The organism is Bradyrhizobium sp. PUT101 (assembly GCF_052043945.1).
GTDB lineage: Bacteria > Pseudomonadota > Alphaproteobacteria > Rhizobiales > Xanthobacteraceae > Bradyrhizobium.
Genome location: NZ_CP197207.1, coordinates 5,495,224 through 5,518,428 on the forward strand (window position 1 = coordinate 5,495,224; position 23,205 = coordinate 5,518,428).

General features: G+C 65.9%; 25 protein-coding genes. 11 read left to right on the top strand and 14 right to left on the bottom strand.

What is annotated here, in order from left to right:
- Window positions 1-2: 2 nt before the first annotated feature.
- The 3 genes from ACSHT2_RS26480 to ACSHT2_RS26490 form a co-directional block, all read right to left on the bottom strand.
- The gene (locus ACSHT2_RS26480; RefSeq protein ID WP_440637520.1) at window positions 3-1,427 is read right to left on the bottom strand and encodes a TolC family protein; all 1,425 of its coding nucleotides are present in this window, start codon (window positions 1,425-1,427) and stop codon (window positions 3-5) included.
- Between the two features lie 9 nt (window positions 1,428-1,436).
- A complete protein-coding gene (locus ACSHT2_RS26485; RefSeq protein WP_440637522.1) occupies window positions 1,437-1,721 on the bottom strand; it encodes a hypothetical protein in 285 nt (94 codons plus the stop codon).
- A 73-nt stretch (window positions 1,722-1,794) separates the two neighbouring features.
- Window positions 1,795-2,238 (bottom strand): hypothetical protein, encoded by a 444-nt coding sequence (locus tag ACSHT2_RS26490; RefSeq protein WP_440637524.1) that lies wholly within the window; start codon window positions 2,236-2,238, stop codon window positions 1,795-1,797.
- Window positions 2,239-2,388: 150 nt separating this feature from the next.
- Between ACSHT2_RS26490 and ACSHT2_RS26495 the strand changes: the two genes are divergently transcribed.
- A complete protein-coding gene (locus ACSHT2_RS26495; RefSeq protein WP_440637526.1) occupies window positions 2,389-3,654 on the top strand; it encodes an MFS transporter in 1,266 nt (421 codons plus the stop codon).
- Between the two features lie 95 nt (window positions 3,655-3,749).
- On the opposite strand, the gene cydX is transcribed toward ACSHT2_RS26495, so the two are convergent.
- The 5 genes from cydX to ACSHT2_RS26520 all read right to left on the bottom strand — a co-directional run bounded on the left by cydX (window position 3,750) and on the right by ACSHT2_RS26520 (window position 7,738).
- Entirely contained in the window at window positions 3,750-3,875 is a 126-nt protein-coding gene (cydX, locus tag ACSHT2_RS26500; protein WP_440637528.1) for a cytochrome bd-I oxidase subunit CydX, read from the bottom strand.
- Between the two features lie 12 nt (window positions 3,876-3,887).
- Entirely contained in the window at window positions 3,888-5,030 is a 1,143-nt protein-coding gene (cydB, locus tag ACSHT2_RS26505) for a cytochrome d ubiquinol oxidase subunit II (protein ID WP_440637530.1), read from the bottom strand.
- Between the two features lie 13 nt (window positions 5,031-5,043).
- Window positions 5,044-6,600: a cytochrome ubiquinol oxidase subunit I gene (locus tag ACSHT2_RS26510; protein ID WP_440637532.1), complete on the bottom strand. Its 1,557-nt coding sequence runs from the start codon at window positions 6,598-6,600 to the stop codon at window positions 5,044-5,046.
- The gene (locus ACSHT2_RS26515; protein ID WP_440637534.1) at window positions 6,597-6,920 is read right to left on the bottom strand and encodes a hypothetical protein; all 324 of its coding nucleotides are present in this window, start codon (window positions 6,918-6,920) and stop codon (window positions 6,597-6,599) included. Before ACSHT2_RS26515 ends, ACSHT2_RS26510 begins: the two co-directional genes overlap by 4 nt.
- Before the next feature lie 158 nt (window positions 6,921-7,078).
- Complete coding sequence (locus ACSHT2_RS26520; RefSeq protein WP_440642939.1) at window positions 7,079-7,738, bottom strand: TetR/AcrR family transcriptional regulator; 660 nt, start codon at window positions 7,736-7,738, stop codon at window positions 7,079-7,081.
- A 251-nt stretch (window positions 7,739-7,989) separates the two neighbouring features.
- Here ACSHT2_RS26520 and ACSHT2_RS26525 point away from each other — a divergent pair, with 251 nt between their 5' ends.
- Genes ACSHT2_RS26525 through ACSHT2_RS26535 form a run of 3 tightly spaced genes read left to right on the top strand, consistent with a single transcriptional unit; the run spans window position 7,990 to window position 11,793 of the window.
- A complete protein-coding gene (locus ACSHT2_RS26525; protein WP_440637536.1) occupies window positions 7,990-8,487 on the top strand; it encodes a (2Fe-2S)-binding protein in 498 nt (165 codons plus the stop codon).
- Complete coding sequence (locus ACSHT2_RS26530) at window positions 8,484-9,539, top strand: FAD binding domain-containing protein (protein ID WP_440637538.1); 1,056 nt, start codon at window positions 8,484-8,486, stop codon at window positions 9,537-9,539. Before ACSHT2_RS26525 ends, ACSHT2_RS26530 begins: the two co-directional genes overlap by 4 nt.
- Window positions 9,532-11,793, top strand: coding sequence for a xanthine dehydrogenase family protein molybdopterin-binding subunit (locus ACSHT2_RS26535; RefSeq protein WP_440637540.1), 2,262 nt, complete (start codon window positions 9,532-9,534; stop codon window positions 11,791-11,793). The genes ACSHT2_RS26530 and ACSHT2_RS26535 overlap by 8 nt, the downstream gene beginning before the upstream one ends.
- A 42-nt stretch (window positions 11,794-11,835) precedes the next feature.
- On the opposite strand, the gene ACSHT2_RS26540 is transcribed toward ACSHT2_RS26535, so the two are convergent.
- Both ACSHT2_RS26540 and ACSHT2_RS26545 read right to left on the bottom strand, forming a co-directional pair.
- Window positions 11,836-11,988, bottom strand: coding sequence for a hypothetical protein (locus ACSHT2_RS26540; RefSeq protein ID WP_271526884.1), 153 nt, complete (start codon window positions 11,986-11,988; stop codon window positions 11,836-11,838).
- Between the two features lie 186 nt (window positions 11,989-12,174).
- A complete protein-coding gene (locus ACSHT2_RS26545; RefSeq protein ID WP_028180135.1) occupies window positions 12,175-12,723 on the bottom strand; it encodes a cupin domain-containing protein in 549 nt (182 codons plus the stop codon).
- A gap of 148 nt (window positions 12,724-12,871) precedes the next feature.
- Here ACSHT2_RS26545 and ACSHT2_RS26550 point away from each other — a divergent pair, with 148 nt between their 5' ends.
- Together ACSHT2_RS26550 and ACSHT2_RS26555 are read left to right on the top strand one after the other, a co-directional pair.
- On the top strand, window positions 12,872-14,200 hold the full coding sequence (locus tag ACSHT2_RS26550) for an aspartate aminotransferase family protein (protein WP_440637543.1): 1,329 nt from the start codon (window positions 12,872-12,874) through the stop codon (window positions 14,198-14,200).
- Between the two features lie 69 nt (window positions 14,201-14,269).
- Window positions 14,270-15,535, top strand: coding sequence for a D-amino acid dehydrogenase (locus ACSHT2_RS26555; RefSeq protein ID WP_440637545.1), 1,266 nt, complete (start codon window positions 14,270-14,272; stop codon window positions 15,533-15,535).
- Between the two features lie 120 nt (window positions 15,536-15,655).
- Here ACSHT2_RS26555 and ACSHT2_RS26560 read toward each other — a convergent pair whose 3' ends face one another.
- A complete protein-coding gene (locus ACSHT2_RS26560) occupies window positions 15,656-16,300 on the bottom strand; it encodes a helix-turn-helix domain-containing protein (RefSeq protein ID WP_440637547.1) in 645 nt (214 codons plus the stop codon).
- 180 nt (window positions 16,301-16,480) lie between these two features.
- Here ACSHT2_RS26560 and ACSHT2_RS26565 point away from each other — a divergent pair, with 180 nt between their 5' ends.
- From ACSHT2_RS26565 to ACSHT2_RS26580, 4 genes are read left to right on the top strand one after another with little or no spacing between them, the layout of a single operon-like run.
- Complete coding sequence (locus ACSHT2_RS26565) at window positions 16,481-17,239, top strand: ABC transporter substrate-binding protein (RefSeq protein ID WP_440637549.1); 759 nt, start codon at window positions 16,481-16,483, stop codon at window positions 17,237-17,239.
- 31 nt (window positions 17,240-17,270) lie between these two features.
- Entirely contained in the window at window positions 17,271-17,924 is a 654-nt protein-coding gene (locus tag ACSHT2_RS26570; protein WP_080140251.1) for an amino acid ABC transporter permease, read from the top strand.
- Entirely contained in the window at window positions 17,921-18,652 is a 732-nt protein-coding gene (locus ACSHT2_RS26575) for an amino acid ABC transporter ATP-binding protein (RefSeq protein WP_028180141.1), read from the top strand. The genes ACSHT2_RS26570 and ACSHT2_RS26575 overlap by 4 nt, the downstream gene beginning before the upstream one ends.
- 12 nt (window positions 18,653-18,664) lie before the next feature.
- Window positions 18,665-19,948, top strand: coding sequence for an NAD(P)/FAD-dependent oxidoreductase (locus ACSHT2_RS26580; protein WP_440637551.1), 1,284 nt, complete (start codon window positions 18,665-18,667; stop codon window positions 19,946-19,948).
- A 54-nt stretch (window positions 19,949-20,002) separates the two neighbouring features.
- Here ACSHT2_RS26580 and ACSHT2_RS26585 read toward each other — a convergent pair whose 3' ends face one another.
- Both ACSHT2_RS26585 and ACSHT2_RS26590 read right to left on the bottom strand, forming a co-directional pair.
- The gene (locus ACSHT2_RS26585; RefSeq protein WP_440637553.1) at window positions 20,003-20,215 is read right to left on the bottom strand and encodes a hypothetical protein; all 213 of its coding nucleotides are present in this window, start codon (window positions 20,213-20,215) and stop codon (window positions 20,003-20,005) included.
- Between the two features lie 158 nt (window positions 20,216-20,373).
- On the bottom strand, window positions 20,374-21,963 hold the full coding sequence (locus tag ACSHT2_RS26590) for a gamma-glutamyltransferase family protein (RefSeq protein ID WP_440637555.1): 1,590 nt from the start codon (window positions 21,961-21,963) through the stop codon (window positions 20,374-20,376).
- A 143-nt stretch (window positions 21,964-22,106) separates the two neighbouring features.
- Between ACSHT2_RS26590 and ACSHT2_RS26595 the strand changes: the two genes are divergently transcribed.
- The gene (locus ACSHT2_RS26595) at window positions 22,107-22,880 is read left to right on the top strand and encodes an enoyl-CoA hydratase-related protein (RefSeq protein WP_440637557.1); all 774 of its coding nucleotides are present in this window, start codon (window positions 22,107-22,109) and stop codon (window positions 22,878-22,880) included.
- A 151-nt stretch (window positions 22,881-23,031) separates the two neighbouring features.
- On the opposite strand, the gene ACSHT2_RS26600 is transcribed toward ACSHT2_RS26595, so the two are convergent.
- Complete coding sequence (locus tag ACSHT2_RS26600) at window positions 23,032-23,205, bottom strand: hypothetical protein (protein ID WP_440637559.1); 174 nt, start codon at window positions 23,203-23,205, stop codon at window positions 23,032-23,034.

Below are 23,205 nucleotides of genomic sequence, written 5' to 3' on the forward strand. Positions count from 1 at the left end.
TCTCAGTGGCCGCCACCGGCAGGCGCTGCCGCGGCGATGGTGGTTGGATTGTCGCCGCCGGCCGTCGGCACGCCGCCGCCGTTGACGGCAGTCTGCAAATCGGCCTGGGCGAGAAAGAACCGTTGCCTGGCGTCGATCGCGCCGCGCAGCGACGCCAGGCGCTGTCGCGCCTCGGTGAGCAGCGCGAAAATGTCGACCTGCATGCTGGAGAAGCGCAGCTGCATCTCCTCGGTGATGATCTTCCGCAACGGGATGATCTCGCGCTGGTAATGGCCGGCGATGTCGTAGGTGGAGCGATAGACACGATAAGCATCGCGCGCCTCGGAGCGGACATTCACGGCGCGCTCGGTCAGGCGGTTGAAGGCGAGATTGTAGGTCTCGGCGGCCTGCCGCACCCGCACCTCGCCGCCGTCGAAGATCGGGATCTGGAACTGCACGTCGAAGCCGCGTTCGCGGAACGGCGGCCCTTCCGGATCCTGGGTGCGGCGGGAGATGCCGGCAAGATCGAGCAGTGTCACGAAGCGCGTCGCCTCGGTGAGGTTCAGGGCCTTCGCCAGCGCCGCCAACTCCAGCCGTGCAATCTGCAGGTCGATGCGGTGCGCCACGGCATCGACCTCGATCGAGGGCAAGGCCTGCGGCCGACGCGGCAGCGGCGGCAGTCGATCGGGGAGGCGGAAGTCGAGACCGCCGTCCCACAGCCCCATCAGGCGCGCCAGCCTTTCGCGCGCGCTCGTCGCGGCCTGACGCGCCGTTGCGAGGTCGGCGGTGGTTTCGGCATAAAACACCTGCTCGCGGGCCTGGTCGAGCTTGTTGAGCGAGCCGGTTTCGCCGAGCTGGACCGCAAGCTGTGCGGTCGATTCCGCCGTGGCCTTTGCGTCCGTCAGCAGCACCACCATCTCGTTGGCGGCAACAGTGCGGACATAGGCGCGGCGGACGTCGGCGGCGAGTCGCAGCGTCGCCAGGGCAGCGCGCAGCTGCGCTCCGCGGAAGCGGTCGCGGGCGATCTCGGAGCGGAACGGCAGGGTGGCCAGCGCGAGGATATCGCCGACCACCTGGCGCTCGATCTCGCTGGCGCCGTTGCCTGATATCCGCGAGATCGCGAACACGGGATTGGGCGGCAGGCTCTGCTCGACGAGGTCGGTCTCGGCCAGCGCCAGCTCGTTATAGACGGCTTGCAGTCCCTTGTTGTTGAGCAGTGCGATCTGCACGGCGGCATCTGCGCTCAGCGTTCGCGACAACAGCTGGCGAACGCGCGCGTCGACCGCGTTGGCGCCCTCCGCCGTTCGCACGAAAGCGACGTCCTTGTTGATGGTCTGGCTTGTCAGATCCGAGACATCAGTCATCCCGCTGTCGGGCGAGAACGCGGCGCAGCCGGAGACGCTGAGCGCAATGAGGACGAGCAGGCCCCGCGCAAGATGGCGTGTCATGGCGCGCTCCTACCGGTCTTGCTTCGGCTGCGGCGTCACCGCGTCGTTGCGGTCACGCCATGGCGCCGGCGTCGCAGGCCGCAGGCTGGTGTAGGGCGCAATGGTCGAGCGATAGCCGATGCGGGCCACCTTCGCCGCCGGATCGGCGGGATCGGCGCTGGCGACTCGTGTCGTTGCCGGCATGCAGCCGGACAGCGCCAGCGCAGCAAAGGCCAGCAGCAGCCAACTGAATCGGCACTGTCGTCCACCGACCGCAGATGCGGCGGCGGACTTCGCCCCGGAAAGCGTAATCATGTCTCATCCCTGATCTGGAAACCACAGGTTCGCGCGCGCAAGAGCGCGCTCGGCCCGAAATCGTCGCGTCAGATCAGGCGATGGGGGGACGGTAGTGCAGGGGGGGCGCCGCGCCGTGCAGGCTGGCCACGAGTTCGGGCGCGCAGGCGGAGACGGGCAGCAGGGGCTTGGCGACGCTGGGTAGGTCGGCGGGCAGCGCGCTCACGCACATCATCGCGCAGCACGGTCCCACTGTTCCCGTGCCGCCGTGATGATGCGGAGCCGGCACGTCCTGCGCGGCCGTCTGGGGGTGAGCGTGGGTTCCCGCGTGTTCGTGCGAGGCATCGCCATGCAGATGGCTCGTCGGCATCTGGTGATGCGCCGGCACGTGATCTGCGAGGAGCGCGTCGTCAAGGCACGGTGCAGCGCCATCGCCCCAGGCAAGCGCCGCAGCGGGGGCGAGCACGCAGAACAGGTAGGCGAGGGCGATGATCCGCCCCACCCTGATCCGCATCGATCGCGTCAATCGCAGCAACATCCGCCGGCATGCTCTCCGCGCGGCAAAGGTGCACACGCGGATTGCAAACTAGTGGCAAATTGCGCGGTCGCCAAGCTCCTTCTTACCGCAGTGCACCGCGCATGCCCAATATCGCGGCACAATGCTTGACCCTGTGGCGATCCGCGGGCCATGGTCCGGCCCGTGCACGCGCCAAATCATCCAGGACAAACACCGGCCTCTTTCACCCCTGATTCCCGTCAGGCCTGGATGCGGCTGATCATTGCGCTCTTGATCGGTTCGATCGGCGCCGTCGGCATGTGGGCGGTCGTGGTCGTGATTCCCGTGGTGCAGGCCGAATTCGGTGCCACGCGCGGCGCGGTGTCGCTGGCCTTCACCCTCATGATGTTCGGGTTCGGGCTTGGCGGCGTGATCGCCGGCAAGATCACCGACCGGTTCGGCATCGTGCCGGCCATGGCGATCAGCATCGCTTTCCTCGGCGTCGCCAACGTGCTCGCGGGCCTGTCGAGCCAGCTCTGGCAGTTCGTGGCGGCTTACTTCCTCATCGGGCTCGGCACCGCGGCGACCTTCGCGCCGCTCATGGCCGAAGCCTCGCACTGGTTCGAGCGCTACCGCGGACTTGCCGTGACCATCGTCGCCAGCGGCAATTATGTCGCGGGCGCGATGTGGCCGCCGATCGTGAGCTGGGGAACGCAGGAGATCGGTTGGCGTTACACCCATATCGGCATCGGCATGGTCTGCGCCTGCACGATGACGCTCCTGGTCCTCGTCCTGCGCGCACAGATGGGCAACGACAAGGTTCGCGATCACGCCAACGCACCGCCGCCGCGGGTCGATCTCAAGCTCTCGACCAACACGCTGACGGTGCTGCTTTCGATCGCGTCCATCGCCTGCTGCGTGGCGATGGCGATGCCGCAGGTGCATATCGTCGCCTATTGCGGCGATCTCGGCTATGGCGTGGCGCGCGGGGCCGAGATGCTGTCCTTGATGATGGCCTGCGGCATCGTCAGCCGGATCGGCTCCGGCTATCTCGCTGACAAGATCGGCGGCATCCGCACGCTGCTGGTCGGATCGCTGGCGCAGGGTTTTGCGCTGGTGTTCTATCTGTTCTTCGACAGCCTGACCTCGCTGTATCTGATCTCCGCGATGTTCGGCCTGTTCCAGGGCGGCATCGTGCCGAGCTACGCCATCATCGTGCGTGAGGCGATGCCGGCTAGCGAGGCGGCGACGCGCGTCGGCATCGTGATCTTTGCGTCCGTGTTCGGCATGTCCTTCGGCGGCTGGGTGTCGGGCGTCATCTTCGATGCCACCGGATCCTACGCCGCGGCGTTCGCGAACGGCGTGGCGTGGAATGCGCTGAACATCGGCATCGTCGTGCTGCTGCTGATCCGCTCGCGGATGAGCGCGACGAAGACCGGTCCCGGTTTCGCGACCTAGGCCTTCCGTCCCAAACGTTGCCGGCTGCGTCGATCGGAGCCGCCGGCGCGAAAGTTCGACGGACCGGCACGGACGGCTGCGTGCGGGTGTCCGCTTCAGTTATGGTGTCCGGTGCCGGTATCGCCGAGTTCCCGCTGCGTGTTGGCCTCGAACCACAGCGCATTGAGGATGGCGAAGGTCCCTGCGAAGGCGACACCGAGAATCCACGAGAAGTACCACATTGTCGTCTCCAGCTAGTACACCGTCGAATGCGTCTCGTCCTTGACGAACGCTTCGTTGATCGGTCCGCGCAGCACGCTATAGACCCAGGCGGTGTAGAGCATGATCACGGGCAGGAAGATCACCGTTGCCGCGAGCATGATCCGCAGCGTCAGGAGACTCGACGACGTGTCCCAGACGGTGAGGCTGGCACTGGGATCGAGCGACGACGGCAGCATGAACGGAAACAGCGAAAGGCCGGCCGTCGCGATGATAGCGGCGATGCCGAGTCCGCTCGCCAGAAGTGCGAGACCCGCGCGCTGCTTGCCGAGCAGCAGGGCTGAAGCGGCCAGCATCAGGATGGCCACGACCGGGGCCGCCTTCGTCCATGGGAACAGGCGATAGTTGATGAGCCAGGCACCGGCCTCTTTCGTAACCGTCTTCAGCAACGGGTTCGACGGGCCGTCATGGGGAATGGGCTGAGCGATCGAATAGCCATCGATGCCGTAGGCCACCCAGATGCCGGCGACGATGAACAGCGCGACCGCTGCCAGTGCGGCCATCCGCCCGATGCGTACGCCCCGCGCGACCAGCGGACCTTCGGCCTTGAGGGCGAGGTAGTTGGCGCCGTGCAGGGTCAGCATGGCGACGCTGATCAACCCGCAAACCAGCGCGAATGGATTGAGCAGGCCCAGCAAGGTGCCTTCGTAGGTCATTCGCAGCGTGTCGTCGAAGCGGAAGGGAACGCCGACGATGACGTTGCCGAACGCGACGCCGAAGATGAGCGCTGGCACCAGGCCCGCGATGAAGAATGCGACGTCCCAGGTCGCGCGCCATCGCACGTCGTCGAGCTTGCTGCGGAACTTGAACGCGACCGGACGCAGGATCAGCGCAGCGAGCACCAGGAACATCGCGAGATAGAACCCCGAGAATGCCGTGGCATAGAGCAACGGCCAGGCCGCGAAAATGGCGCCGCCACCGAGGATCAACCAGACCTGATTACCCTCCCAGACGGGGCCGACCGTGTTGATCACGATGCGACGCTCGACGTCCGACTTGGCCACGAAGGGAAGCAGGATCGCGACGCCGAAGTCGAAACCGTCCATGACGGCGATGCCGATCAAGAGAATCCCGAGCAGGGCCCACCAGATCAGTCGCATGCTTTCATAGTCGAACATGACGGTGATCCTCCTATTCGGCAGCGGCAAGACGAACGGTCGGCTCGGTGCGGGGCGCCCCGGGCCCGGCCTTGGCCGTCTTCACCATCAGATAGATGTCGACGACCGCGAGGGTCGAATAGAACACCACGAAGCCAATCAGGGTGGTCCAGACGTTGGCGGCCGAAAGGTTGGACACAGCCAGAAAAGTCGGAAGCACGCCCTCGATGACCCACGGCTGCCGTCCCACTTCGGCGACGATCCAGCCCAGTTCAGCCGCTATCCAGGGCAGCGGCAGGCTGAGCAGCGCCGCCCACAGGAAGAGGCGGTATCGATCGAGCTGCCGTTTGCTGGCGAGCACGAAGGCAACCGCGAACAGAGCGATGAAATAGAAGCCGAGCCCGACCATGAAGCGGAAGCTCCAGAACAGCGGAGACACCGCTGGGACGGTGCTCCACGCCGCCTTCGCGATCTCCTCCGGCGTCGCATTGCGGACGTCGGGGCGGATCTTCTTGAGCAGCAGGGCGTGGCCGAGATCCGCCGCCGTCGCATCCAGGCGGGCCTTCTCGGTTGCGCTGGATGGATCGGCACGGAGCTTCTCGAGCGCGTCGTAGGCGACGAGGCCGTTCTTGATCCGTTGCTCGGCCTGCGCGACGAGCTCCTTGATGCCCGGCACCTCCTTGTCCAGGGATCGCGTCGCGATCAGTCCGAGCACCCAGGGGATCTTCACCTCATATTCGGTGGTGTGCTTTTCGAGATTGGGGAATCCGAACAGCGTAAAAGATGCCGGCGCGGGCTCCGTTTCCCACATCGCCTCGATCGCCGCGATCTTCATCTTCTGGTTTTCGCCGGCCGTGTATCCGCTCTCGTCGCCGAGAACGACGACGGACAGGGCGGAGGCAAGGCCGAAGCTGGCCGCCACGGTCATCGAGCGCTTGGCGAACTCGACATGTCGTCCCTTGAGCAGGTAGTAGGCCGAGATCGAGAGCACGAACATCGATCCGGTGACGTAGCCGGCACTGACGGTATGAACGAACTTGGCCTGTGCGACCGGGTTGAACAGCACTTCCATGAAGCTCGTCACTTCCATTCGCATGGTCGCCGGATTGAACTCGGCGCCGACCGGATACTGCATCCAGCCGTTGGCGATCAGGATCCACAATGCCGAAATGTTCGAGCCGAGCGCGACGAGCCAGGTGACGGTGAGATGCTGCAGGGCGCTCAGCTTCTCCCATCCGAAGAAGAAAAGACCGATGAAGGTGGCCTCCAGGAAGAAGGCCATCAGCCCTTCGATTGCGAGCGGGGCTCCGAAGATGTCGCCGACATAGTGACTGTAATAGGCCCAGTTCATGCCGAACTGGAATTCCATGGTGATGCCGGTGGCAACACCCATCGCGAAGTTGATCCCGAACAGGAGGCCCCAGAACTTCGTCATCTCCTTCCAGATTGCGCGTCCGGTCATCACGTAGACGCTCTCCATCACTCCGAGCAGGATCGAAAGTCCGAGCGTCAGGGGAACGAAAAGGAAATGATACAGCGCGGTCAGGCCGAATTGCAGCCGTGAAAGCGACACGACGTCCAGCGATGTCATTGCATGCGTCCTTGATTGGCGGAGTTCGTGGGGTCGAGAAACTGGCGGTCGAGGGCGCTGGCGTCGATCCGCGGGCGTTTGCTCGGCGCGAACACGAAAATCGCGGCTCCAAGGATGACTGCGATCTTGATCGTGAGTACGATCGTAAGGCTACGTCTCAGACCGGATGCGGCCATGAGTGATTCGTCCAGCTTGAAGTACGCATGGCTTTGGTCCATGCGGCCGACCACGGTGGAAGATCCAAGCGAGGTCCATTTCAAAGAGACCGATAGATCTCCTGAGGTGGGCGTCGCTTGATCGAGCGCAAAACGCTTCTTCACGTCGGTGTGAGACACTCGTGCGAGGAGATGCGCGGCTCAACAGGACAAATTGTCCAACTAAAGCGCGATGCGATTAGGATGAATCGTCATCGCGCTTTAGGTTGTTGTTTAAGCATGATCTTTTCGGAAAACCGCTGCGCACTTTTCCGGATCATGCTTTAGCGCTTGCGATTCGATTTGCGGCCGGCCTTCTTGGCTCGCGAAGGCAGAGAGCCGGCCGCGCGCGCCTTGGTCTTGGCACTGGGCTGCATGCGCAGACCGTCGACGAACACGTCGAGCATCCGCAGCACCGAGGATTGCCAGCCGGGCTGGTCGTGCATGTAGCACATGCCGACGAGCGCCCGCAGCAGGTCCTCCGGGCTGATGTCGCCGCGCATCTGGCCCGCCGCGACCGCGCGGTCGAGCAGTGAGCCGATCGCCTTGGTCAGGCGGTCCATGGAGAAAGCCGCGAGCTCCGACGAACTCTGGAACGTCAGCGCCAGCGCGGCCGACATGCCTTTCTTGGTGGCGACGAATTCGACGTTGGAGCGCAGCCAGCGACGCAGCGCATCCACCGGGTCCTTGGCGTACTTCAACTGCTCGGCAAGCTCGCTGAGCTGCTCGACCTCGCGCCGGTAGACTGCCTCGAACAGATCCTCGCGCGTCGGGAAATGCCGGTAGAGCGTGCCGATGCCGACGCCGGCGCGCTTTGCAACGGCCTCCAGGCTCGCCTCGGGCCCGCCGGCGTTGAACACGGCCTTCGCGGCCTCGAGCACGCGTTCGCGATTGCGCACGGCATCGGCGCGGGGCTTGCGGGCGTGATCGGTGTGGTCGTCCATGCCGGCAATGTAGATCACGAATTGGTTAGATTGAACCCTTGTCGAACCTTAACGGGCTGCATCGCGTTGGTGGCGCACGGGCTTTTGACAGTTTCCAAATATTTGCGGCGCCCCTTGCTAAGCGGAGGGTGCCTCCGTATCTTCACTCAAGCGTCGGCCTGCATCCATGTTCGGGCGGCGCGGTATCGACAGCGGCCACGGCGGTGGCGCGCTTGGCGATGACTCATGTCCATATCTGATCGGAGCCTTGTATGAACCACTCCATCAGCCTCACCGTGAACGGTGCGCGGCGCGATTTCGTCCTGGACGATCCGCGCGTCACGCTGCTCGATCTCCTGCGTGAGCGCCTCCATCTGACCGGAACCAAGAAGGGATGCGACCGCGGCCAGTGCGGCGCCTGCACCATCCTCGTCGATGGCAAGCGCATCAACTCCTGCCTCGCGCTCGCCATCAGCCACGACGGCGCCGACATCCTCACCATCGAAGGTGTCGCACGCGGCGACCAGCTTCATCCGGTACAGGCTGCCTTCATCGCGCATGACGGCTTTCAGTGCGGCTTCTGCACGCCCGGCCAGATCATGAGCGCGATCGGCATGATGATTGAGGCGCAGGCGGGCAACGATCCCGAGCGCATCCGCGAATGCATGAGCGGCAATCTCTGCCGCTGCGGCGCTTATGCCGGCATCGTCGATGCGGTGCTGGAGGCGCAAGGACGTATGGACGAATCCAATCAGAGGCGCTCCGCATGAAGCCGTTCGACTATGTCAGGCCCGCCACGGTCGCAGAGGCCGTTGCCGCCGCCGCTCAGCCGGGCGCGGTCTTTCTTGCTGCCGGCACCAACCTGCTCGACCTCATGAAAGGCGGCGTCAGCCGTCCGGACCGGTTGGTCGACGTCACGCATCTCGACGGGCTCGATCAAATCGAGACCCTCGCCGACGGGTCATTGCGCATCGGTGCGCTGGTGAGCAATGCCGATCTCGCGCTTGACGCGGCCTTTGCAAGATCCTATCCGGCCGTCGCCGAAGCCCTTCTCTCCGGCGCGTCGGCTCAGTTGCGCAATGCCGCGACCGTCGGCGGCAATCTGTTGCAACGGACACGCTGCGCGTACTTCTACGATACCGCCAGCCGCTGCAGCAAGCGCGAGGCCGGCAGCGGCTGCGATGCCCGCGACGGCGAGAACCGCAGCCATGCCGTGCTCGGCTGGAGCGAAAGCTGCATCGCCACGCATCCGTCCGACTTCTGCGTGCCGCTGGTCGCGCTCGACGCCGTCGTCGAGATCGAGGGCAGGGGCGGCCGGCGCGAGATCGCGCTCGACGAGCTGCATCGCCTGCCGGGCGATGCGCCCGAGCACGAGTCCGCGCTCGAGCCCGGCGACCTCATCGTTGCGGTGCGCCTGCCGCCCGCCGCGCGCGGCTTTGCCGCGCATGCGCGCTACCTCAAGGTCCGCGAACGCACCTCCTATGCCTTCGCCGTCGTCTCGGCCGCCGCCGCGTTGCGGATCGAGAACGGCAAGATCGCGGAGGCGCGGCTTGCACTCGGTGGTGTCGCCGCAAAGCCCTGGCGTGCTCGCGCAGCGGAGGACGTGCTCAGGAACGTCGCGCCGACGGCCGACACCTTCCAGGAAGCTGCCTGGCGGGCGCTCGCCGACGCAAAACCGTCCGGCGACAATGCCTTCAAGATCGAGCTTGCGCGCCGCATCGTCGTACGCGCGCTGCTGCTCGCCGCCGCCGGTACGCCTGCGCGTATCCCCGCGCTGCCGGCCTCTCCCTTTGCCTCGATCTCCGGAGCCATCCATGCCTGAGCTCAACCTCACCAGCGCGCCCGCCCATCTGCGGCACGGCTCGAATATCGGCCAGCCGCTGACCCGCCGCGACGGCATCCTCAAGGTCACGGGGCGGGCGACCTATGCCGCCGACAATCATCCGCGCGGCATGCTCTTTGCGGTGATGGCTGTCTCGAGCATTGCGCACGGCCGCGTGGTCTCGCTCGACGTCGCTGCCGCCAAGCGCCATCCCGGCGTCGTCGACGTCATGACGCCCGACCACAAGCCACAGCTTGCGATCGATCCCGACATCAAGACCAATCCGTTCGTGTTCCGGATGGAGGTGTTGCAGAGCCATGAGGTCCGCTACGCCAACCAGCCGATCGCCGTCGTCATCGCTGAGACGCTGGAGGCCGCGACGGAAGGCGCCGCGCTGCTGGCGCCGCGTTACGAGGCGCTGCCTGCGCTCGTCGGCCTCGATGCCGGCGAGAGCTTCGTGCCGCCGGTCGTCGGTGTCGGCAACCCCGCGGAGCATCACCACGGCGATGTCGAGGAGGGCCTTGCCTCGGCCGCGCAGCAGATCGAGGCGGTCTACGAGACGCCGCCGCAATATCACAACGCGATGGAGCCGCATGCGATCGTCGCGTCGTGGGACGGCGACAATCTGTCGGTCGACATGCCGACCCAGGGCCTGATGCTGTCGCTGGCGCGCATCGCCGAACTGTTCGGCATCGCGCACGAGAATATCCACATCCGCAGCCCGTTCCTCGGCGGCGGCTTCGGCTCCAAGGGGCTGATGGCCGGCCCGCCGACCCTCGGCATCATGGCCGCCAAGCTGGTCGGCCGACCCGTGAAGCTGGTGCTGCGCCGTGAGCAGATGTACGGCCCGGTCGGCCATCGCGCACCGACCCGGCAGCGATTGCGTATCGGTGCCGACGGCGAGGGGCGTCTGACTGCGCTCGATCACCACGCCCGGACGGTGTCGAGCATATTCGACGATTTCTATGAGCCCGCCGCCGATGCCTCGCACACGCTCTATGCGGCGCCCGCGATCCGCACCTCGCATGATGCCGTGCGCGTCAACACCGGCACGCCGTTGTTCATGCGCGCGCCCGGCGAGGCGACCGGCTCGATCGCGCTCGAGAGCGCGATCGACGAGATGGCCTGGGCCTGCGGCATGGATCCGCTGGCCTTCCGCCTCAGGAACTACGCCGAGGTCGAGCCGATCACCGGCAAGCCGTTCTCTTCAAAAGCCCTGCGTGCCTGTTACGAGCAGGGCGCCGCGCGCTTCGGCTGGGCGAAGCGGTCGCTGCAGCCGCGACAGATGCGCGACGATGCCGGCCTGCTGGTCGGCTGGGGCATGGGCACGGCGACTTTCCCGGCGCTGATGTTCCAGGCGGAAGCCCGGGCGGCGATCCGCCGCGACGGCTCCGGCGTGATGGAGATCGGCGCGCACGACATGGGGCAGGGCGCCTGGACGGCGCTCGCCCAGATCGCGGCCGACGGTCTTGGCCTCGATGTCGACCGCGTGGCGTTCAAGGCGGGGACGTCAGACCTGCCGGATGCCGGCATTGCCGGCGGCTCGGCGCACACGGCCACCGCCGGTGCCGCGATCCACAGTGCCGGAGCGGCCGTGATTGCCAGGCTCGCCGATCTCGCGACCAATGACGAACGCTCGCCGCTGTTCGGCGCCGGCAATGCCGGCGTGATCGCGCGCGATGGCAGGCTGATCCGTCGCGACGACGAGAGCCGCAGCGAGAGCTATTCCGAGATCCTCGCGCGCGCCGGCATCGCCGAGGTCGAGGCGCGCGGCACCGGCGCGCCGAACCCTGCCGCGATGGAGGAATATGCGATGCACGCCCACGGCGCGGTGTTCGCGGAAGTGAAGGTCGATCCCGATCTCGGCCAGGTCCGCGTCACCCGCATGGTCGGGGCCTTCGCGGCCGGGCGCATCGTCAATCCGCGCATGGTGCAGAGCCAGCTGTTCGGCGGCATGATCTGGGGCATGTCCTTCGCGCTGCACGAGGAGGCCATCACCGACCGGCGCAGCGGACGGATCATGAACGCCAATCTCGGTGAGTACCACATCCCGGTGAATGCCGACGTGCCGCCGCTCGACGTGATCACGGTCGAGGAGCACGATCCGCACGTGAATGCGCTCGGCATCAAGGGTGTCGGCGAGATCGGCATCACCGGCAGCGCCGGCGCGGTCGCCAACGCGGTCTGGCACGCGACCGGCGTGCGCGTCCGCCGCTTTCCGATCCGGATCGAGGAGTTGCTGACGCAGCGTTGAGACAAAGGGCGGGGCGAGATCCTCTCGCTCCGCCGCGTCTCGTTAATGCAGCTTTTTCCGGAGCGCCTTGAGCGCCTCTCGCTGCTCCTCGATGTATTCGGCGATGGCCTTGCGCAGCTCGCGCGAATGGAGCTTGTCGGCGTCGCGCTGGACTTCGTCGAGCGCGGCTTCTGCATTGGCGAGCGTGATCTTCATCTGCGAGCCTTGTTACGAAGCGGCCCCGGAGTGCCTGGGCGTCCGGGCGATAACCTCAGCACCTTTTGCGCCAGGCTGCTCGGCTATGGTTCGCAATATATAGCGGTGCGGGCCGCGGAAATTGAGATGGCTCAAGCTCCGTAAGAAACCGGTGACCCCGTAGGAGTCCGGATATTTTACCGCGCTTCAAAACGTCGGCGGCGTGCAGGCCGAGATCACCTCGCAGGGCTTGCCGCCGACGCAGCGGAAGCGATGCGGGCGGCGGCTCTCGAAATAATAGGCATCGCCCGGGTTGAGGATGCGGCGCTCGTCCTCGACGGTGACCTCGAGCTTGCCCGAGATCACGATGCCGCCTTCCTCGCCCTCATGGACGAGGTGGACGCGGCCGGTGTCGCTGCCCGGTTCGTAGCGCTCCTTCAGGATCTGCAGGCTGCGGCCGAACAGATTGTCGCCGACCTGCCGATAGGAGATCGGCTTCTTGCCGACCTCCGTCAGTTCTTCGGCACGGTAGAAGATCTTGCGCCGGCTCTCCGGCTCCAGGGCGAAGAACTCGGCGAGCCCCATCGGGATGCCGTCGAGGATGCGCTTGAGCGCGCCGACCGAAGGGTTCATCTGGTTGGATTCGATCAGCGAGATCGTCGAATTGGTGACGCCGGCGCGCTTGGCCAGCTCGCGCTGCGACAGCTTGTGGCGCGCCCGAATGAATCGCAGCCGTCCACCGATGTCGACGCTCATGCCCCTGGCCCCTGTTGCAGGTGTTGCGGATCGGACAAATATGGACCGGAGGGGGCAGTTAAATCAATGGCTTGCAGGTCGCCAGAAAAGGACTTGTTGCGGTTCCGAAACCGTGGCTCAGCTATGGGGTCAGCAAAGGAGCGCGGCCGTGACCCTTCATCAGATTCCGAACACTATCAAGACCGACTCGTTCTGGATGCCGTTCACGGCCAACCGCCAGTTCAAGAAGGCTCCGCGCCTGTTCTCCTCGGCCGAGGGCATGCACTACACCACGGTCGACGGCCGCAAGGTGATCGACGGCTCGGCCGGCCTCTGGTGCGTCAATGCCGGCCACGGCCGCAAGCAGATCGCCGCTGCCGTCGAGCGCCAGCTGATGACGCTGGACTTCGCGCCGTCGTTCCAGATGGGCCATCCGCTGGCGTTCGACTTCGCCGAGCGTCTCGCCGAGATCGCGCCGAAGGGCCTCGACCGCATCTTCTTCACCAACTCCGGCTCCGAGTCGGTCGACACCGCGCTGAAGATCGCGCTCGCCTATCACCGCGCCAACGGCCAGGCGAGCCGCACCCGCCTGATCGGCCGCGAGCGCGGCTATCACGGCGTCGGCTTCGGCGGCACCTCGGTCGGCGGCATGGTCGCCAACCGCCGCGCCTTCACGACCTTGCTGCCGGGCGTCGATCACATCCGCCACACCCACGACCTCACCCGCAACGCCTTCGCCAAGGATCAGCCCGAGCATGGCGCCGAGCTCGCTGACGATCTCGAGCGTCTCGTCGGCCTGCATGGCGCCGACACGATCGCCGCCGTCATCGTCGAGCCGGTGCCGGGCTCGACCGCGGTGCTGCCGCCGCCGAAGGGTTATCTGCAGCGCCTGCGCGAGATCTGCGACAAGCACGGCATCCTGCTGATCTTCGACGAGGTCATCACCGGCTTCGGCCGCCTCGGCACGCCGTTCGCCGCCAACTTCTTCGGCGTCACGCCGGACCTGATGACGACGGCCAAGGGCATCACCAACGGCACCATTCCCTGCGGCGCGGTGTTTGCGAGCCGCAAGGTGCATGACGGCCTGATGGTCGGTCCGGAGAGCCAGATGGAGCTGTTCCACGGCTACACCTATTCGGCGCATCCGACCGCTTGCGCAGCCGGCATCGCGACGCTCGACATCTACAAGGACGAAGGCCTGCTCACGCGCGGTGCCTCGATCTCCGAATATTGGCGCGATGCGCTGCATTCGCTCAAGGGCCTGCCGAACGTGGTCGATATCCGCAATTGCGGCCTGATGGGTGCGGTCGAGCTCGCGCCGCGTGACGGAGTCGTCGGCGCGCGCGGTTATGATGTCATGGTCGACTGCTTCAACACCGGCCTTTACCTGCGCATGAGCGGCGACAGCTTCGCGATGTCGCCCCCGCTCATCGTCGAGAAGAGCCACATCGACCAGATGGTCTCGATCCTCGGCGACGCCATCAAGAAGGTGGCCTGATAATTGCTCTCGCCGTTGCGAGTTGTTCCTTGCAGCGGCGAGCGTGATGCCGCGGGAGTTTGACGAAGCGTGAAAGTTCTGATCCTCGGCAGCGGTGTCATCGGTGTCACCTCTGCCTACTACCTCGCTCGTGCCGGCCATGACGTGACGGTCGTCGACCGTCAACCGGAGCCGGCACTGGAGACCTCTTTCGCCAATGCCGGCGAGGTGTCGCCGGGCTATTCCTCGCCCTGGGCCGGCCCCGGCGTGCCGGTGAAGGCGGTCAAGTGGCTCTTGATGAAGCACGGCCCGCTGGTGATCCGGCCGAAGCTCGATCCGGTGATGTGGGTCTGGCTGCTCAAGATGCTGCGCAACTGCACCAGCGCCCGCTACGCGGTCAACAAGAGCCGGATGATTCCGATCGCGGAATACAGCCGCGATTGCCTGCGCGATCTGCGCCGCGACATCGGTATTCAATATGACGATCGCGCGCAGGGGACGCTGCAGCTGTTTCGCTACCAGGCGCAGCTCGACGGCACGGCTGAGGACATCACCGTGCTCAAGCAGTACGGCGTGCCCTTCGAGGTGCTGAGCCGCGAGGGCTGCATTGCGGTCGAGCCGGCGCTCGGTGGCGTAAAGGAGAAGTTCGTCGGCGGCCTTCGCTTGCCGCAGGACGAGACCGGCGACTGCCACATGTTCACCCAGGCGCTGGCCAAGCATGCCGAGGCGCTTGGCGTGCGCTTCATGTTCAACACCGCCATCGATCGCATCGTCACCGAGGGCGCCCGCGTCAGCGGCGTCGCGACCGGCGCCGGCCTGTTGCAGGCGGATGCTTACGTGCTCGCGCTCGGCAGCTGGTCGTCGCGGCTGGTCGCGCCGCTCGGCATCTCGCTGCCGGTCTATCCGGTGAAGGGCTATTCGATCACGGTGCCGATCAAGGACACCTCCGGCGCGCCGGAATCGACCGTGATGGACGAGAGCTACAAGGTCGCGATCACCCGCCTCGGCAACCGCATCCGCGTCGGCGGCACCGCCGAAATCTCGGGCTTCTCGGACAAGCTCTACGACGCGCGCCGCGCCACGCTCGATCATTCGCTGACCGACCTGTTCCCGCGTGGCGGCGATCTCGCCAAGGCGACGTTCTGGAGCGGCCTGCGCCCGATGACGCCGGACGGCCCGCCCGTGATCGGCCCGACGCAGTACGCCAATCTTCACCTCAACACCGGCCACGGCACGCTGGGCTGGACAATGTCCTGCGGTTCGGGACGTGTGCTCGCCGACATGCTGTCGGGCAAGAAACCCGACATCGACGTCAGCGCGCTGACGGTGGACAGGTATAATCACCGCTTTGGGTGAGACTCTCTCTTCGTCATTGCGAGCGCAGCAAAGCAATCCAGTAACTGTCCGCGGAGACAGCCTCGATTGCTTCGTCGCTAGGGCTCCTCGCAATGACGGCTGTTTACGTTGCGAACAGCGCTATCCCGCTCCCGTCACACAATTCACCCACAGCACCACGGCCTTCGCATCGTTCGCCGGATTGGAAAACCGGTGCGGCCTTCGGCTCGCGAAACGAAAACTGTCGCCCGTCTTCAGCGACCACGTCTCGCTGTCCACCGTCAGCATCATCTCGCCTTCGAGCACGAGGCCGGCTTCCTCGCCGTCATGGGTGTAGAGCTCGTCCCCGGTGGAGCCGCCTGGCTCCAGATGCACCAGGAACAGGTTGAGCTTGTTGTCGGCGCTGGCCGGGCTCAGCAACTGTTTTGACACGCCGGTGCGCCAGAGCTTCAGCTCTGGCCGTTGCAGGCCGCGCGTCACCACCTGATCGGATGCGCCGTCGGCGCTCGGGCTCGCGCCGAACAGCGCGGCGATGCCGACGCCGAGCACGTCGGCGAGCGTTGCCAGCACGCGCAGCGACGGTGACGACAGCCCGCGCTCGATCTGGCTGAGAAAGCCGATCGACAGGTCCGTGCGCGCGGCGACCGTCTCCAGCGAGAATTGCCGGACCCGCCGCAGATCCCTGATGCGGCGGCCGACGGCGACGTCCATCGCCGGCTCGGCCGGCTTGGTCATGGCTCTGGCCTTCACCTTGTTCGCCGGCTTCGGGGCGGCCGGTTTGCGCATTCTTTTGCCACCGCTCACGTCAAACCGCTTCCTTCATGTGCATGAAAACTGCTTGCATCGTCCGTGAAAGTATGACCAGATTTTCATATTGGTGAAAATAGGCCGAAATGGCTTCGCTCGCAACGTCTGATCACGACATGCGCGAGCGCCGCCCATCGGCCGGGCCCAAAGGGGGATGCGATGAAGCGTTTTGGTCTGGTCGCGATAGCGGCACTCGCAATTGCAACCGTAGTGCCGGCTTCGGCGCAACAGGTGCTGAAGGTCGGCTCGACGCCGACGGGCATTCCGTTCACCTTCCTCGACACCAAGACCAACACCATCCAGGGCATCATGGTCGATCTCATCACCGAGGTCGGCAAGGATGCCGGCTTCAACGTGCAGATCGAGCCGATGCAGTTTTCGGCACTGATCCCGTCGCTGACCTCGAGCAAGATCGACATCATTGCGGCTGCGATGTTCATCACGCCGCCGCGCAAGGAGGTCGTCGACTTCTCCGACCCGATCTACAGCTACGGCGAGGGCCTCGTGGTGCCTAAGAGCGACACCAAGGCCTACGCCACGCAGGACGATCTGAAGGGCGAGACGGTCGGCGCCCAGGTCGGCACCGCCTTCGTCGACGCGCTGAAGAAGACCGGCCTGTTCGCCGACGTGAAGGCCTACGACACCATTCCCGACATCCTGCGTGACGTGAACACCGGGCGCCTCAAGGCCGGCTACGCCGACTATCCGATCCTCGCCTACAATCTGAAGCAGGGCGGCTTCCCCGAGGTGCGCCTGGTCGACGGCTACAAGCCGGTCACGGTCGGCTCGGTCGGCATCGGCGTGCGCAAGGGCGAGACCGCGCTGCTCGGCAAGATCAATGCCTCGCTCGCGAAGCTCAAGGCCAACGGCACCATCGACAAGATCCTCGGTAAGTGGGGCCTGAAGGCACAGGGTTGATCGTCAGCGTCTGATCGATGAAGGCTGCCCGATGAAAGGCTTCTGGCACGACGCCGCCGAGTTCTTCCCGATCCTGATGAACGGCGTCGCGCTGACGATCGTCGTCACGATCGGCTCGCTGCTGCTCTCGACGGTGCTGGGCCTCGTCTGGGCGATGATGCGAGTTTCGGGCATCAAGGCACTGTCGATGCTCAGCGCCAGCCTGATCAACGTGATCCGCGGCATCCCGATCATCGTGCTGTTGTTCTACCTTTACTTCGTGATGCCCGATCTCGGCGTCACGCTGTCGGCCTTGCAGGCCGCGATCCTCGGGCTTGGCATCGCCTATTCGGCCTACCAGGCGGAAAACTTCCGCGCCGGCATCGAGGCGATCGACAAGGGCCAGATCGAGGCGGCACAGTCGATCGGCATGGGCTGGTGGCTCACCATGCGCCGCGTGGTGCTGCCACAGGCTGTGCGCATCGTGCTGCCGCCCTACGGCAACGTCATGATCATGATGCTGAAGGACTCTTCGCAGGCCTCGACCATCACGGTCGCCGAGCTCGCGCTGCAAGGCAAGCTGATCGCGTCCTCGACCTTCAAGAACACCAGCGTATTCACGCTCGTGGCGCTGATGTATCTCACCATGAGCATCCCGCTGATCCTGCTGGTTCGTCACTTCGAGAAGCGGGCCGGCAAGCGATGATCGAGCTGAGCGACGTCCACAAGAGCTTCGGCAAGGTCGAGGTGCTCAAGGGCATCACGGCCTCCGTCCAGAAGGGCGAGGTGGTCTGCATTATCGGCCCCTCCGGCTCCGGCAAGTCCACCATCCTGCGCTGCATCAACGGACTGGAGAGCTATGACCGTGGCGAGATCAGCGTCGAAGGGCTGAAGGTCGACCGCGACGCGCCGTCGATCGTGGACATTCGCACCCAGGTCTCGATGGTGTTTCAGCGCTTCAATCTGTTCCCACACCGCACGGCGCTGGAGAACGTGGTCGAGGGACCACTCTATGTGAAGAAAGAATCGCGTGCGCAGGCGCTCGAGCGCGGCCGCGCGCTGCTCGCCCAGGTCGGGCTCGCCGAGAAGGCCGATGCGCATCCGCCGCAGCTCTCCGGCGGCCAGCAGCAGCGCGTCGCGATCGCGCGGGCGCTCGCGATGCAGCCCAAGGCCATCCTGTTCGACGAGCCGACCTCGGCACTCGATCCCGAGCTCGTCGGCGACGTGCTCGGCGTCATGCGCAAGCTCGCCGACGACGGCATGACCATGGTCGTCGTCACCCACGAGATGGGCTTTGCCCGCGACGTCGCCGACCGCGTGCTGTTCATCGACGGCGGCGTCATCGTCGAGCAGGGGCCGGCCAAGGCGCTGCTCAACCAGCCCCAGCATCCGCGCACGCAGGACTTCTTGCGCCGCGTGCTGCATCCGCTCTGACCGGAATTCGCCATGACGCGCCTGCCTTTGCCGCCCTCGCTCTATGCCGATACTGCCGTCGCACCGGCGGCCACGCCGCCGCTCGACGTCGACAAGAGCGTCTCCGTCGCAATCATCGGCGGCGGCTACACCGGCCTGTCCACCGCGCTGCATCTGGCGGAGCAGGGCGTCGAGGCGCTGGTGCTGGAGGCGCAGGAGCCGGGCTGGGGCGCGTCCGGCAACAATGGCGGCCACACCAATCCCGGGCTGAAGCACGACCCCGATCAGATCGAGGCCGATTTCGGCGCGGAGCTCGGTCGCCGCATGATCGACTTCGCCTACGGCACCACGAATTTCACGCATGATCTGATCCGCCGCTACCAGATCCCGTGCGAGGCGCGGCAGAACGGCACGCTGCGCGCGGCCTACAACGAAGCCAGCGCCGCCGCGATCGAGAAGACCGCGCAACAATGCATCCGCCGCGGCATGCCGGTGACATATCTGAACCGCGAGCAGCTCCGCGAGATGACCGGCACCGACCGCTACATCGGCGCCATGCTGGATAGCCGCGGCGGTGATCTGCATCCGCTCAGCTACGCGCGCGGTCTCGCGCGCGCGGCAATCTCCGCCGGCGCAAAGGTCTTTGGCGAGACACCGGCGTTGTCGCTGCGCCGCGACGGCTCGCGCTGGCGCATCGAAACGCCACGCGCGGTGGTGCACGCAGAAAAAGTGCTGCTCGCCACCAACGGCTTCACCGATGATCTCTGGCCGGCGCTCCGCCGCACCATCGTGCCCGTGTTCTCCTCGATCGCCGCCACCGCGCCGCTCTCCGACGAGGTCGCCCGTTCGATCATGCCGACGCGTCCCGTCCTCTACGAGAGCGGCCACATCACCGTCTACTACCGCATCGACCAGCAGAACCGTCTCTTGATGGGCGGCCGCGGCCCGATGCGCTGGATCAAGTCGCCGTATGACGTCGCCTATCTCATCCGTTATGCCGAGCGGCTTTGGCCGCAGCTCAAGGGCGCTTCCTGGACCCATGGCTGGAACAGCCGGCTCGCCATCACCAAGGATCATTATCCGCACGTGCACGAGCCTGCGGAAAGCGTGCTGATCTCGCTCGGCTGCAACGGTCGTGGCGTCGCGCTCTCGACCGCGATGGGTGCGCAGCTGGCCCACCGGCTGATCGGCGGACCGAAGGTGGAGATCGACATGCCGATCACGGGCATCAAGCCGATCCCGATGCATGCGTTCTGGCCGGTCGGCGTGACGACCGCCGTGATTGCGGGCCGCGTGCGGGACCGGCTCGGCATTTGAAGAAAGGCGCCGCCCGGTTTCGGGCGACGCCTTGCAGGACTTGCAGAGCGGGCGTCAGCAGCGGCCCTGCTTCCACAGGCCGGGCGGGCACCCCATGCCGCGCCAGCCAACCTTGCGCCCGTGGTGCCATCCGGCCGGCGTGCCATGATAATGATGGCCCATTGCTCGGCCGTGACCGTGACCATGTCCGCCCTTCGCAGCCGCAGGGCCGGCATAAGTGAGGCCGGCCGCAACGATCAGCGACGCGGCGAGCGCAAGTTTCTTCATCGTGTCCTCCAGTGGGGCGAGCGCACCGGTCCGTTCAGCGAGCGAACCGCGCGCAGCTAGGTTGCCTGCAAATGCGGAGGAGTCGTGACGCTCGCGGAGATACGCAATCGTGCGAGCGCACAACGCGCGCTGGCACAATCCTGCATCGATCCGAGCGTTCAGCCCTCCGTCACCGCGTCGGCCCAGGGCTGAAAGATCTCGACCGCGCCAAAATTCGTGTCGCCCTCGCGCATCACAACGCTCGGGCAGGCGAATTTCTGCGGCAACGTCTGCACGCGACTCTCTTCATAGTCGAAGCGCGCGGCGAGCGTCTTGCGGACGTCCGCCGGCAGGCGGGCGTCGCCGATCACGATCGCACCCTCGCTGGCGTCGATACGCGGCTGATGGATGGCGGCGTCGAGGTCCATGCCGTAATCCATCGCAAAGGACACGAGCTGCATCACCGACGGCAGGATGCGGCGTCCGCCGGAGGCGCCGACGGCGAGGCGCTTGCCATCCTTCGTCTCGGCGATGACGGGCGTGTAGTTGCAAAGGCAGCGCTTGCCGGGTGCCAGCGAGTTGGTGGTGCCCGGCGTCGGATCGAACCACATGATGCCGTTGTTCATGGTGATACCGGTATGCGGTGTCACATATCGCGAGCCGAACGACGAGAGCAGCGTCTGCGTCACCGCGGCGATGTTGCCGTGTCGGTCGACCACCGAGAAATGCGTGGTGCAGGCCGGCGCCAGATATTCGGCGCCGAGGGAGCGCTTGCCGTCGGCATCGCCCATGTCCTTGAGCCGCTCGCGGAAGGCTGCTTGCAAGGCGAGTGCATATTCGACATAGGCGGCCGCATCCGGCGCGCTTGCCGGCTTCAGGCTCTGCTGCAACAGGCGCAGCGCGTGCGCCATGGTGGGCCCGGCCGTGAGCTCAGGCGTCGCGTACACCTTGCCGTCGCGATAGGGGATCGCCAGCGGCGCGCGCGGGTGGGCACGGAAGGCGGCGAGATCCTCCACGGACAGCGAACCGCCGTCGGCCTTGATGTCGGAAGCGATGCTCCTGGCGAGATCGCCCTGGTAGAAGTCGCGCGGTCCGGCTTCGGCGAGATGCGACAGCGTCGCCTTCAGCGAGTCCTGCGGCAGCCGCGTCTCGGACTTGATGCCCCATGGCGCGCTCGGCGGCAGGCCGTCCTTCAGGTACGCCGCTGCGCTGGCCGGATAGCGCCTGAGATCGGCGGCCGAGCCCGCGATCGTCACCGTGGTCCACCAATCGACCAGCAGGCCTTCGCCGGCGAGCGCGGCAGCCGGCGCGACCAGTTCCTTCCACGGCATTTTTGCGTAGCGCCGATGCGCCTCTTCCATTCCGGCAACGACGCCGGGGACGGCAATCGAGCCGGGACCATGGATGTTGCGATCATCCTTCACCCGCGACCAGGGAAATAGGTCGGACGCCGCGCCTTCGCCACTGAGTGGATAGTCGGCGGCGCGCAGGCTCTGCGGCGCGCACATGCCGTAGTCGATCACCTCGGTGCGATTTTCCTTGGCACGGTAGAGCACCATCGCACCACCGCCGCCGATACCGCTATTCCAGGGCTCCAGCACATTCAGGGCAAAAGTGGTCGCGACGATCGCGTCGACGCAGTCGCCACCCGCGGCCAGCACCTGCGTCCCGACTTCAGCCGCCCGTCGCGATTGCGAGGCGACGATGCCGCCCTTGGATGTAACGGCAGGTTTGCGGACGGTTTGGTTGAGGCTGAACTGATGAGGCATGATGTCGTCTTGATCTCTGGATTCAGTGGTCTTGCGTCAGCCGTCTTGTGTGGCTGCGTTGAATGTGAGGCGCTCCGCGATTGGCGAAGCGCGCGGACAATGGCACATTGGAGCCAACGAGAACATCAAAAGGGAGAGGCGACATGGCTGGTGTGAAACAGGCGCGGGATGGCGCGGTCGGGATCTTGACCCTCGACGAGCCGGCAAGCCTGAACGCAATGACGCCGGACCTGCTCGGCGCGCTCGCCGCCGCCGTCGCGGAGATGACGACGGACGAGGACGTCCGCGCCCTCATCCTGACCGGGGCCGGGCGCGGCTTCTGCTCGGGCCAGAACCTGAAGGCCTCGGAAGCGCTCGGCGAGGATATCGCCGCCGGCGTCATGCGCTTCTACTGGCCGGCCTTCAAGGCCTTGCGCGAGTGCCGCGTGCCCGTCGTGGTCGCCGTCAATGGCGTAGCGGCCGGCGGCGGCTTCAGTCTGGCGATGGCCGGCGACATGATCGTCGCGGCGCGGTCGGCGAGCTTCATCCAGGTGTTCAGCCGCATCGCGCTGGTGCCCGATCTCGGCTCGACCTGGCTGCTGCCGCGGCTGGTCGGCCGGCAGCGCGCGCTCGAGCTGATGCTGCTGAACGAGCCGCTGACGGCGGAACGTGCCCAGGAGATCGGCCTGGTGCGGCAGGTCGTTGACGATGCCAAGCTGATGGACGAGGCGCTGGGTCTGGCCCGCCGCCTCGCCGAGGGACCGACGCGCGCCTTGGTGGCAACGCGCATGCTGATCGAGGAGAGCGAGCATGCGACCTACGAGGCGCAGTTCCGCCGCGAGATCGAACTCCAGGCCACGATCCGCAAGAGCGCAGACGCCATCGAAGGCCGCAATGCCTTCATCGAGAAGCGCAAGGCGAGGTTTACCGGGAGGTGAGGTGGGGAAGCGCTTCCCCGGGGCTCGTCATGGCCGGGCTTGTCCCGGCCATCCACGTTCCTTCGTGGTGGCCAAGACGTGGATGCCCGGGACAAGCCCGGGCATGACGAGTGGAGAGAGCGATCTGATCTAGGAAAGCAGTGGACGGTGCTCAGAGCGAGCGGTCCAGCCGGCTGGCCTGATGCTTGGCGCGCCATTTCGGGCCAGGCCCGCGCATGTAGTGCAGTTCGGGGCGATAAGGGTTGCCTGCGACACGGATCAGTGTCTGCCATTTTGCGGCGACGAAGGTCAGGGGCTGGCGGAGCAGGTTCAGTGAAGGGAGCAA